Below are 12,388 nucleotides of genomic sequence, written 5' to 3'. Positions count from 1 at the left end.
AGAACTTTTAATCAACTAAATAGTGACTTAGCTAAGTACCTTCCTGGACTCCTCATCCGCAAATTGCTGCCGTACCAACTGATAATAATATCCCTTTTTCTCCAGCAGCTCCTTATGTTTTCCCTGCTCCACAATCTTGCCATCCCGGACTACCAGAATCAGGTCGGCATTACGGATTGTAGATAATCTGTGAGCGATCAGGAAGGAAGTTCGCCCTTTCAGCAGTTTGTCTGTGGCCTGCTGGATCAGCTGCTCGGTTTTGGTGTCGATAGAGGAAGTTGCTTCGTCCAGAACGAAAATGGCGGGATCTGCCAGTACTGCGCGGGCAAAGGAAAGAAGCTGCTTTTCTCCGGTGGAGAGACGATCGCCGCCTTCACCTACGTCACTGTCATAACCTTTGTCAAGCTTTTCGGCTACCTCATCGGCATGAACTGCCTTCGCAGCAGCCTTTACTTCTTCATCAGTGGCATCCAGTCTTCCATAACGGATATTCTCCATCACAGTCCCGGAGAACAGATGGGGATTCTGAAGCACATACCCGATGTTGCTGTGCAGCCACAACTGACTTCGCTCACGGTAATCTCTGCCGTCGATGAGGATTCTTCCCTTAGTGGGCTCAAAGAAACGGCAGGCCAGGTTCACCAGCGTACTTTTTCCTGCACCGGTCTCTCCGACGATTGCCACATTGGTACCAGCCGGAATTTTCAGGTTGAAGTTGCTGAGCACCTCTTCTTTTCCATCGGGATACTGGAATGAAACGTTTTCAAACTCAATGTCGCCTTTAATGGGTTCCCAGTTCTCCTTGTGGGGATCAAAGAAATCTCCATACTTTTCCAGAACCTCTGGGGAGTCTACCACCTGGGGCTTCTCTTCCAGAAGGGAGGTCACCCGCTCAATATTTGCCTGAGCAGAAATGCACTGGGACAAAATTCCTGCAAGTCTCTGAATTGGTTCAAAAATTCCAACTGCATATGCAGTAAATGCAGCAAGTGTTCCTATGTCCATACTTCCATTCAGAACCATAATGCCGCCACGCTCCAGTACAAGGGCAGTTGCCAGAGCTCCAAAGAAAACTACCAGCGGAATATAAATTGCATTTAATCTGGCAGCCTTGATAGACGCACTTCTCATCTCCTCAGTGACAGAGGCAAACTCCCGGAAGTTTTTCTCCTCCACAACCAGGGATTTCACAGTTTTCGCGCCCATAATTCCTTCGTTGTAGCCACTTGTGATCTTGGAATTGATTTTTCTCACCTGACGGTTCCATGTGAGGATCTTATTCTGGAAATACCAGGTAAGAACTGCAATAGCTGGAACGATCAGCATGATCACCAGAGCCAGTTTCCAGTTCAGAAACAGCATTGCCACAAACACACCCACTACATAAAAGATAGCCCACAGCATATCGATCACATCCCAGGCGATCAACTCTGTGATCCTGGCTACGTCGTTCATTACCCTGGACAGGATATATCCAACCGGAGTTGCATTGTAGTAGGAAAAAGACAGCTTCTGAAGATGAACAAACAATGCCCGTTTCATATCACGGCCTGTTTCCACATCAAGTGTCATGCAGCCTCTGGTGAAACAGATGACGGACCACATCTGAAAGACGATCACTGCAATATACAGCGCAATAAATCCTCCAAGTCCTGCCAGAGTATTTTTCTCGATAAAGGAATCAATGGCCTGTCGCTGAAATAACGGCATGATAATATCCACTACGGAGCAGAGAATATTCATCACAATTACCATAATCAGCACATTTTTCCGAGGTGCAAGGAAAGGGAAAACTTTTTTCCAGATGGAAATGTCAATGGACTTTGTATATTCTTTTTCTTCTATTCGCATGCTGCACCTCCTTCCATGAGACGGATGTCACTGTTCATCTGGATCTCATAAATGTCTTTGTATGGTCCCTCCTGGTGGATCAGTTCCTCATGGGTACCCATCTGCTGGATTACTCCCTTGTCCATCACAATAATACAGTCAGCCTGCATAAGAGATGTGATCCGGTGGGAAATCATAATAACCGTTGCTTTCTCCATCTCTTTTTTCAGTTCTTTGCGGATTTTGTTGTCTGTCTCCGTATCTACTGCGGATAGGGAATCGTCAAATACCAGGATCGGAGCTTCTTTCATCAGCATTCTGGCAATTGCAACACGTTGCTTCTGTCCACCGGACAAAGTGACGCCACGCTCACCTACGATGGTGTCATATCCGTCTGTAAAATGAAGAATTGACTCATCTACACAGGCAATCTCCGCTGCATGGCGGATTTCTTCATCCAGAAGCTTCTCCTTTGTGATGCCAATATTCTCACGGATGGTTCTGGAGAAAAGGAACGGTTCCTGGAGTACCATGCCGATATTCTGGCGCAGGTACTGACGGTCAATGTCACGAATGTCTGTACCGCCAATGGTAATACTGCCGCAGTCTTCCGGCAGATCATATAAACGGTTCAGTAAATGGACCAGAGTTGATTTTCCACTTCCAGTTGTGCCAAGGATTGCAAAGGTGCTTCCGGATGGGATTGTGAAATTGATATTTTTCAGAACCGGGTGGTCTGGAGAATAACCGAAAGATACATCGCGGAAGCAGATATCGCCATCCATGGCAGGTTTCATTCCACTGACAGGTCCCAAAGTCTGCTTTTCTCCACAGCCTTTATTTTCGGAATCCTCACTCGTTTGCTCTGCTGTCCGCGCAGGAATCTTATAAGCCAGAGTTGCCTCACTCTGTCCTGCCTTCTTCTTTTTCGCAATATTCTCTGCATTTTCATTTCTGTCTGTAGACTTAGCTTCACACTTTACAGCAGCATCTTCTTCCTCAGCCTCCAGAATATAAGCCACACGTTCCATGGAAACCCCAGCCTTACTCATATCTGAAATAATCCTTCCCAGGCTTCGCACCGGCCAGGTCAGGGACGCATTATAGGAAATAAATGCCATAAACTCTCCCAATGTGATCTGTCCATTCACGGCAAAAGCAACACCAGTCACCATAACCACCAGCACCTGCAGGTTAGTGATCAAATCTCCCGATGCCCAGTAAACGCTCATCAGTTTTCCAAGATATACCCATAAATTGGAGTAGGCATTATTTTTCTCATCAAACCGATCGATCTCATACTTTTCTCTACCAAAAGCACGCACTACACGAACTCCAGTCAGATTCTCCTGCACGGTACTGGAAAGTGCCCCCTCCGCCTCATCAGCATCCTGAAAACGTTTCCCGATCCTGGAATAGAAATAGCAGGAATAACCGATGATCACCGGGAAAAAAGCTGCCGCAGCCAGTGTGATCTGCACATTCATGGAAAACATGATTCCCAGATACAGTACGATCAGGAAACAGATTCGAAACACCTCCGGCAGCTGCCTGCACACAAAGTTACGGATCACTTCCACGTCAGAGGTACATCTCTGAATGATCTCCCCGGTCTGGTGCTTTACATGCCAGGAAAAAGGCAGATACTGGGTGTGGTGATACAAGGTGTCACGGATGGATTTCAGGAAATTCTCTGAGCCTTTTGCCAGGCACATTTTACTTAAGTAATTAAAAACTCCCGAAAGAACTGCCGAAGCAGCTACCAGAAGTGCTGCCAGAAGCAGTGTCTGCCGCACATTCAGACCATCCGGAATTCCATCCAGCACCAGAATATGGTCTGCTGTGTATTTCACGATCTGTGGGATCAACGCATTACATGCTGTAAACAACACCGAAAATAATAGCGTTCCCACAAAAAACCGGATATTTCCTTTCAGGAAACGGAAAATGATCCGGAATTTCCCGGTTTTATTCTTCGTATTCATACTTTCCCCCCATTTTATAGAAAAAGGACACTCCCTGAACGAATCAAGGAATGTCCTCCTTCACTCCAAAAGTTTTACATATTCTTTCCAATGCATCATATTCCAAGGCCTTGTTTCCTACATAACTCTCAAAGGCTCCAAAAAATTCCCAGGCCGCAGGCTGCAGATACAGTTCTTTTTTCACATATCCATCCAGGATCACTGCTTCTGGCAAAAGACTTTTATAGGCGGCGCTCTGTGCCCCCAGCACATAAATCCTGTGCTCCTTCGACAGCTGCTCCAAAGCTTTTTTCTGCTCTGCAGTTGGTGCAAGCTCACCATTTACCAGAATACTTCCCGGAACCGGCTTTTGTACCAGCTTCATGGAAATACGCTCTCCCTGCAGGTTCCATTTCCCACACACAAGGTATGTCTCACCATTGTAGGAAACCGTTTCCACCTGGTTCTCCTCTGGTCTGGCTGCAGCAAGTACCGGAAGGCGCATTATCCGAAGGCGGTTTTCCTTTCCGTAGTCTCCCAGCTGCTGGCAATCTGCCGGAGCATATATCCGGTCAAATACAGTAAGGGCTTTTCGCCATCTTGCCGGATATTTTTCATGGATGTAAGGCAGAAAATCAAGATCCACCAGAACTTTCATTTTCGCCGGTGCCTCTGCTGCCAGATAATATGGCAGATACCCTGTACTTCCAGCCATGATCACCACATCCCAGGAACTGCTGCCGAACAGCCTGCCCCACTCTCTTTGGGCAAGCATTCGCATATATCTTCGTATTTCCGGATTTTCCAGATAAAGAGCCGGATTTTTCTCAATCATACGGTAATTCAGGAAATCTTCCTCACTCAAAGTCATCCTTCCTGCGCCCATCACTTTTGGAAGCTCTTTTTCAAAGGCGAGAAATTCTTTCACATCTCCCCTGCTTCCAAGCCAGCCACTATAAATAACCGTATCATATTTTTCCCTGTCCATACTGTCTGCAAGCTTTCGGACAACAAGCTTAGCCTCCCGCTCGGCTTTCCAGCTGCTAAGGATCAGGACTTTCTTCCTTTCCTCCTGATTTCGAAGGGAGAAAAACTCCATTCCAGGCACTGCATTCTGACTTCGGATACGCTCCAGAAGACTGCCTCTGCCTTCTTTTAATCCTTCCTTTTTCTCTATGATCACATTTCCATCATAGACTTTTCCCAGGGTGCATTTTTCCAGCCATGCTTCCTTCGCTTTGCTCTTAGACGGAGCGTAGATATAATCTGTTTTCAGAAGCTCCCTTGCCGTAACTGAGAGAAATTCTGCAGTCTCCACAGACTTCCTATCATAAATTTCCAGCATGGGATTAAAATAAACCTGTGCTTCTTTTTTCACAAAAGAGCCTGGCAGAACCATATTACCGATAATGTAACCAGCCTGGGAAAGCGCTTCCAGATATTCACGACTTTCCTCTTTTACATAGTCCACACCTGTTTTTTTCACCAGATGAAAACCGCCTTTTATGCAGGCCGTAACACTCGCCTTCTCAGAGGAAACATAATTCTTCAGCGCATAGTCCAGCATTTCCAGCAACAGATCACTGCCAGACTTTTTTTCATCTATAAGAAAGAAAAAATGGGAAGCATCCACCGGATTTCCGCATACCTCTGCGCAGGCATAGTTTTTGGAAAGTTCTTTCTTATTCTCATGGATGAATTTCAGAGCCTGACGCTTCACGCTCTCATAATCCTCCATATTATCTTTCAAAATCTTCTCTATCTCATTCATCTGAAGTCCTCTTACCTTCTATCAGCTCATCCAGCTTCTCACTCTGTTCCTGATTCCAGGACCTGGCCTGAAAGCTGTAAGGCATCTCTGTTGTGCAGTCTTCTGCCAGCAGCTTCATATTCATGGTTTTTGCAGCAAGGGTACCCAGGCTTTCTTCTTCCCCTTCCGGGCAGATAAAATAATCGCACAGATTCATAAATGCAAAGGGTTTCTCAAGCCATCCGGTAAGAATCACCCTTCCCTCCAGGTGAAGATCTGAAACCATAGCTTTCAGCTTCTGATACCCATTCCCTTTTCCGGTAATGTAAAGACAGGTATTTTTCTCCAGACGGCCAAAAGCCTTCAGAACGTTCTGGGCTTTCTGCTGGTACATACAAATATAATTGATTTTCTCTGTATCCGGTGCCGGAATGGCTTCCACGGTAATAACAGCTGGATTGTTTCCCTGGTATCTGGCAATAAAGTAGCTTTCTGTGGCAGATACGATTACCTGCTGGCCTGCCAGCTCCTTTGCAATCTGTTTTTCCCGGACAAAACGTGCATTGTATTGGAAAAAACGAACGCCATCCATCTCCTTTGCCACCACTGAAAACAGGCTCTTTTTCCCGGTAAGGTCAATTGCACAGTCGAATTTCGCCTCTCCAAACAGGCGCCTTGCCTCTCTCTTGTAAAAAGCATGTGGAATATCTTTTATTTTTCCCTTCAAAAACAGCTCATTCTTCGCGATTTCCTCCGCTTTTCCGTTAAAAGGCTGACCACGGTAAAGGATCCGAAGCCCGGTAGGAAGACCTATGATCTGTTCTTCTGCCAAATCGTCTCCACCACCGCACACAAGCAGGGTAACATCGTATTTCTGAAAATCCAGGTTCTCTGCAAGTCCAAGAAATGCTTCGGTGTCATCTCCCTCCGAAAAATCACCGGCATACATCAGAAGCTTTTTCTTTGGTGACTGCGCCTCATCCTGACAGGCTATACACCGGGAATCTTCTTTTCCGTGGAACACAATGTCTGCAAGGCGGCGGCAGACCTCTCCGTCATCTTGCGGACACGCCCAGGCTGCTTCCCTTTCGTAAACCTTCCGGTATGGCTCCATGGCTCTTTCGGCATCCTTCACATAATCTCCAAGCTGCTCATAAGTTTCTGCAACAGGACCCGGCAGCTTATCAATTCCGAAGTATAAGCCTCTGTAATTTTTATATTCTGCAAGATCCGGGATAAAGAACAAAATGGGCTTTTTCGATACCAGATAGTCAAAATAAATACTGGAATAATCGGAAATCAGAACATCTGTAGCACGAAGAAGCTCATTGGTATCTACGGTTGCAGGAATATACTGGCCGGTTATCCCTACTGTGTCTTTAATGTGGTAGTATACAATCTGATGAGGCTTCACCAGCACCTGGTACTCCCTGGTATCCACATTCTCCTCGATGGTACGGATCATCTTCTCATAGGCATCCAGGCTGGTATCCGGGCTGGAATACCTGCTTCCCTTCCAGGTAGGCGCATAAAGGATCAGCTTCTTCTTTGGATCAGCCTCCACGCCTGCCATCTGCAGCTTCTTAAATATGGCCTCCCGGTCTGTGTGAAAATAGCTGTCATTACGGGGCTGCCCGATTTCCAGAATTTTTCCGGGATAAAGATTTTTCATTTTGAACGCATTCTCATAAATCTCTGTCATAAAATGATTGGGCGCGATCAGATAGTCTGCTGCAAGGAAATTCCTTACTGTATTTCCTGCACTCACCTTGCCTGCCGGAATGTCAAATCCAATGGTTTTTAACGGGATTCCGTGCCAGGTATCCACAAAGATCTGCTCCTTACGTTTGGTAAAATATCCGGGAAAGCTTACATTATTGATCAGATATTTGGCTGTAGCCAGATATTCCCTGTATTCTACAGACTGGAATTTAATAAATTTCACATTTGGATCATCCCTGTAAAGTCCCATCCATGGTTCATTATCCGAAAAATCGTCAATGACCCAGACATGGAGATACTCCTGAAATTCTGTCTGGGTCAGCAAATACTTGAAAATGGCATGAGGGCTGCAGGTCATGCCTCTGCCCCCAAATGCCTCGTATAGTATACATTTTTCCTTTATGGGACTGTCAAGAAAATCCGCGTACTTCTCCCGAAGCTCCTCCGTAAGATTGTATTTAGCCTCATCCCTGGCTCTCTTTAAGGCAGCCTCAAAAGTGTCCTTCTCTTTACCGGAATTTTCATCCGGGCGGACTATCCTTTTCACCAGCTTCTTCAGGTTGTTCACGGTGATCTTCATGTTACTTCCCCCTCTTCTTCGCAACTACACGTTCAAAAAGTCCGTCCCATTCTTTCACAGCCTTGTCGATAGAGAAATCATCAGACTTGGCAATGGCGTTCGCAGACATCCGGGCACGAAGCTCTTCATCATGTGCCAGTTTCAGCATGGCCTGGGCAAATTTGTGGGGATCAAACGCTTCAGGAAGGAAACCGGTCTTTCCGTCATCAATGATCAGATCCATGGCGCCCATATGATAAGCGATCACCGGAAGGCCAAACTCAAAGGCTTCCATAATCACCATAGGCCAGCCCTCCCATCTGGATGGAAGAAGGAAAACAGAAGAATTCAGATAATACTTCTCAGGCTCATTGGTATATCCTACAAAATGGACACGCTTCTCCAGATGACGCTTCTTCGCATCTGCCCTGATCTGGTCAAAAAGATCTCCGTCTCCGATGATATCAAGCTCCCACTCCGAATCCTCTTTGCAGAACTCTTCAAAGGATTCCATCATCAGATCCAGTCCTTTGGCATATACGAAACGGGTCGCCATGAGAAAACGTTTGGATTTCACATCGCACTTCTTTTCACTGACAAAGCTTCTGGGATTGATTTTTACTTCACAATCTATTCCAAGCTTCTCCATATAATCGCGCTTATCATAATCACTCAACACAATGTAGCGGTCCAGATTTGGCAGATACTGCTGAAGAAGGTTCTCCTGCTGCCAGAAAACGACAGGCTTCACATGAAGATATCCGTCATAGCAGTTATGCTGCCACCCGATGGTTGCGGCTTTCAGCCGGGGCGCGATCATGGCAAGTCTCAGGCTTAGGGATGCTGTGGTAAGGATCACGTCGTAATCCTGGGAATTAAAATATTCCACCCATTTCTCTCTTGTTTTTTTGGAAAAAATTGCTTCTGCAAGAATGGGATTCAGGCTTTTTTTATTAAACAGACCAGATCTGTCATTGAGCTTCTTCACCAGATAGCGGGCGCAGAAAGCCGGGGTATGATGCTTATTCACGAACTGGCTGTTGTCAATGAAATCCACATTGATATCTTCACTTAAATGATACATGGTGCGGTCTTCACGAAAGCGGTCTTCATAAGTCATGATCGTCACTTCATGCTCTTTCACCAGCTCGTTTGCCAACAGGGAAACCACTCTCTTGGTTCCGCCCAGATCAAAGATTTTTGTTATCCAGATACATATTTTCATGTTATATACCACCCCTGCAGGGGCTTCCTCCTTTTGCGGGATAAATCCTGAAGCATGTAAAAAAGGCTTTCGTATTTTCTCTGTTATACCGTAATTTTGAAATAATCCAGAACACGTTTGCAGTAATTATCTGTTACATTATGAGTCTTTGCAAGAATTGCCTTACGCTGATTCTCATAGTCATCTTTTCCATTTTTGACATCCAGAACAAACTGTTCAAACTGCTGTACATTGTAAATATGTTCTCCTGGCATGTATTCCAGTGGATTTTCAAATACCCATCCTCTGGACTCCGTATAGGCATCATAGTCATCCAGAGTAAATCCAATAGGTCTGTTGAGAAGCAGATAATCAATTGCCACAGAAGAATAGTCAGAAATCAGGGCATCCGAACAGTTGATAAACTCATAAAGCTGCAAGCCATTGTCTTCCAGATCCTGATTTTCCAGGTAAACAATGTTTGTCAGCACATTTTCTCCAAAGTCATATGGAATCTGGAGATAATGCTTCTTAATTACCACAAGTACATGATTATCACGACAGAAATTATTAAAAGCAAGAAGCCGCTCCTTATCGTCCAGGATCGGGATATTAAATTCATTGTTCAGCGTTTCCTCATTCAGTCTCTCGCTGCTTGCATGACGGTAGGTAGGCATCCACAGGATCAGCCTGTCACTGTCAGCTGCTTTCAGAAGCTTTTCCTTATATGCTCTTGCGGCGTCGCTGCCCTTCATCATCTGATCGTAACGGGGATAGCCAAGTGCAAGAAGCTTCCTGGAACTGCAGCCAAAGAACTCTTTCTTCGTCTCAATAAACACATCTCCTGGCACCAGACAGTAGTCGAAAAATACCTTGCGGTTGTTCTTGTTCGCCTTGTAGCCGCAGCCATGCCAGAGATTTACAAAAGTCTGACCCTTTCTTGCCATTCCGATCCAATTAAATGCCTGGGTGTAGAAAATAAAGGCTGAGGTCAATGCATAGCGGTAAGCTGCTGCCCTGCGGATCGTCGTGTTCTTCTTGAAATTACGAACAAACTTCACATTCTCCGCCTGGTATTTCTTATACTTCTCCGGCTCATGAACCAGCCAGACAAGCTCATATTTTTTATTATATCCATTTGCAACCATATAATCAAAAAGAGCCCGGCAATTGTCTGTAAAATCATCATTTGTCTCAAACAGGATTCTGTTTTTCACCATACGCGGGGGGAATTTGCGAAGTCTTCTCACTTTCCAGCGGTCATATAAAGCGTAAGTCACATAGCCTTTGAAAGTGGTGAACAAAGGTCCTGCGCCCTGCTCTTTCAGGATTTTTGAAAATTTCTTTAGAATTCTCTGTGCTCTTTCCATGGATTTTACCTTTCTTAATATATTACAATCCAGAGCCTGTTTAAAAAAGGCTCTAAATCAGTCCGCATTAATACTCTTTCAGTTTCTCACGAAGCATTGTAGAAGAAGTATCTTTGGTGTAGGGAAGATAAACCAGCCTGGCTCCCAGGGCTTCCATCTCTTTCCCGGTGCGCTCCCAGCGCTCATTTCCCTTCCAGTCATCTCCGATATAAATTTCATCGAAACGGATCTTATCCCAGATTTCTTTTTTATCAAGGGTATTTGTGATGATCACCTCGTCCACATATTTAATAGACCGGACGATCTCTGCCCGCTCTTCCAATGGCACGATAGGTCTTTTATTCTTATAGCTTTCCACAAGCTCATCTGTATTTACGCCTACGATCAGATAATCACATCTTCTCTTGGCATTTTTGATCAGGTTCAGATGACCGATATGAAACATATCGTAAGTTCCCTGTGTGTATCCGATTACCTTTCCCATTTATCCCTCTCCTGTATCTGTTTTTTTCGAAAAAATAATCATAGCACATTGTTTTCTAAATAACTATACCACTCACTTGTCTGTGAATCCGATTGATATAATTATTTACGAAATGATGTACTAGAACCTTTTTGGATGGGTAACTTCTGCTTTTATTTTACTTTATATTCAAATACTCTGCAAGTGCCTCGCAGTAACCTGACTTCTTTGGCATAGTGTGCATTGCAGGCAATAATCTTCTTCTCTCTTCCTTAAAAGGATCCTCTCCAACTGCGATATGGGAAAAATAGTCCTTCAGATCCTCTAAATTGTAAATCTTCTCACCTGGCATATATGCTTCCGGATTTTCAAATACAAATCCTCTTGTATTTCGATAGCTTTCCAGGTCTGTGAGCACATAGCCCAGAGGTCGGTCAAGAAGCATATAGTCTACTGCAATGGAGGAATAATCCGAAATCAGTCCATCCATAAGTCCCACCAGTTCATACAGCTGAATGCCCGATTTCTGAAGCATTTCTTCTGTCACATAACGGATATTGGTATACGCACCTTCATCCAGGGACCAGCCAGACTGAAGGGGATGTTTTTTGATGATCAGAAATATTCCGCATTCCCTTAAATGAACATCCAGTGCTTTCAGCTCCGCCTCGCTCTCCAATGCAGGAAGCTGAAAGGGAAGTTCAATTTCATTCTCTGCGCTGATCAGCACCTCACTTTTTCGGAAAGTAGGCATCCAGATCACGGTTTTCATATCCTTATGGGAAAAAAGCTTCTCCAGCGCCTCCCCACGGCTGACAGATGGATGGAGCATCCAGTCATATCTTGGATAGCCAAGGGCAAGAATCTTCTCTTTCTCACAGTTCCAGTAACGGGATTTTGTTTCCACAAACACAGGTCCCGGCACCATGGCATGGTCAAAATGCATCATGCTTTTTCCTTCTGGCGGCTTGTTGTCTTTGGCTGCATCCTTATAGCCGCAGCCATGCCACATGTTCACTGTGGTCTGCCCTTTACAATGGTAAAAATTCAAGTAAGCTGTATTGTTTGTATAGAAAAAAAATCCTGCAACAGCACCATAATAATAAGAAAGGGGGCTGGACCAGCCATATTTATTCTCTGCCGTTACAAATTTAACATTCTTGCATTTCAGTTTCTTACATTTTTTCTTATCGGAAACCATCCAGATAATCTGATAGTTCTCATTTATTTTATTCTGAATCAGATATTCATAAAAGGCCCTGGGATTGTCTGTCATGTCCTGCATGGTACGGTTTTTCAGCACAATGCAGTTCTGACGGAGCTTCCCGTGATTCCCGAACCATTTTCCCACCATGGCAAGCTCCGCTTTTGAACAAAAGCGGCCCAGATAATAAAGAACACTTCCAGCCAGACCCTCTTCTTTTATTTTCCTTTTAAGGGAATCCTTTGTCATCTCTTACCCTCGTTTCTATAATTTGCCTGACAAAAATTACGATACACCAGAGCCTGTATGAAAAAGGCTTTCT

8 protein-coding genes are annotated in these 12,388 nt (G+C 44.8%); all 8 read right to left on the bottom strand.

Annotation, left to right across the window (positions count from 1 at the left end):
• Positions 1-27 precede the first annotated feature (27 nt).
• Positions 28-1,851, bottom strand: a complete 1,824-nt coding sequence (locus PGQ38_RS16010) for an ABC transporter ATP-binding protein (protein ID WP_173770285.1) — start codon at positions 1,849-1,851, stop codon at positions 28-30.
• A complete protein-coding gene (locus tag PGQ38_RS16005; protein WP_226841026.1) occupies positions 1,842-3,815 on the bottom strand; it encodes an ABC transporter ATP-binding protein in 1,974 nt (657 codons plus the stop codon). Before PGQ38_RS16005 ends, PGQ38_RS16010 begins: the two co-directional genes overlap by 10 nt.
• A gap of 43 nt (positions 3,816-3,858) precedes the next feature.
• Complete coding sequence (locus PGQ38_RS16000) at positions 3,859-5,565, bottom strand: hypothetical protein (RefSeq protein WP_204453572.1); 1,707 nt, start codon at positions 5,563-5,565, stop codon at positions 3,859-3,861.
• Positions 5,558-7,846, bottom strand: coding sequence for a CDP-glycerol glycerophosphotransferase family protein (locus tag PGQ38_RS15995; protein WP_204453570.1), 2,289 nt, complete (start codon positions 7,844-7,846; stop codon positions 5,558-5,560). Before PGQ38_RS15995 ends, PGQ38_RS16000 begins: the two co-directional genes overlap by 8 nt.
• A gap of 1 nt (position 7,847) precedes the next feature.
• Positions 7,848-9,050, bottom strand: a complete 1,203-nt coding sequence (locus PGQ38_RS15990) for a glycosyltransferase family 4 protein (protein ID WP_204453568.1) — start codon at positions 9,048-9,050, stop codon at positions 7,848-7,850.
• 83 nt (positions 9,051-9,133) lie between these two features.
• A complete protein-coding gene (locus tag PGQ38_RS15985; RefSeq protein ID WP_195478697.1) occupies positions 9,134-10,399 on the bottom strand; it encodes a CDP-glycerol glycerophosphotransferase family protein in 1,266 nt (421 codons plus the stop codon).
• A 67-nt stretch (positions 10,400-10,466) separates the two neighbouring features.
• Positions 10,467-10,883 (bottom strand): FAD synthase family protein, encoded by a 417-nt coding sequence (locus tag PGQ38_RS15980; protein WP_118579597.1) that lies wholly within the window; start codon positions 10,881-10,883, stop codon positions 10,467-10,469.
• 157 nt (positions 10,884-11,040) lie between these two features.
• Complete coding sequence (locus tag PGQ38_RS15975; protein ID WP_187566082.1) at positions 11,041-12,315, bottom strand: CDP-glycerol glycerophosphotransferase family protein; 1,275 nt, start codon at positions 12,313-12,315, stop codon at positions 11,041-11,043.
• Positions 12,316-12,388 lie beyond the last annotated feature (73 nt).

The organism is Blautia faecis, assembly GCF_027662325.1.
In the GTDB taxonomy this organism is placed as follows: Bacteria; Bacillota; Clostridia; order Lachnospirales; family Lachnospiraceae; genus Blautia_A; species Blautia_A faecis.
The sequence above is the reverse complement of the archived record's forward strand: the minus strand, read 5'-3'. Positions and strand labels throughout refer to the sequence as shown.

Coding starts and splice junctions, on each gene's coding strand:
- PGQ38_RS16000 (WP_204453572.1), bottom strand. CDS start 5,565: ATGAATGAGATAGAGAAGATTTTGAAAGATAATATGGAGGATTATGAG.
- PGQ38_RS15990 (WP_204453568.1), bottom strand. CDS start 9,050: ATGAAAATATGTATCTGGATAACAAAAATCTTTGATCTGGGCGGAACC.
- PGQ38_RS16005 (WP_226841026.1), bottom strand. CDS start 3,815: ATGAATACGAAGAATAAAACCGGGAAATTCCGGATCATTTTCCGTTTC.
- PGQ38_RS16010 (WP_173770285.1), bottom strand. CDS start 1,851: ATGCGAATAGAAGAAAAAGAATATACAAAGTCCATTGACATTTCCATC.
- PGQ38_RS15980 (WP_118579597.1), bottom strand. CDS start 10,883: ATGGGAAAGGTAATCGGATACACACAGGGAACTTACGATATGTTTCAT.
- PGQ38_RS15995 (WP_204453570.1), bottom strand. CDS start 7,846: ATGAAGATCACCGTGAACAACCTGAAGAAGCTGGTGAAAAGGATAGTC.
- PGQ38_RS15985 (WP_195478697.1), bottom strand. CDS start 10,399: ATGGAAAGAGCACAGAGAATTCTAAAGAAATTTTCAAAAATCCTGAAA.
- PGQ38_RS15975 (WP_187566082.1), bottom strand. CDS start 12,315: ATGACAAAGGATTCCCTTAAAAGGAAAATAAAAGAAGAGGGTCTGGCT.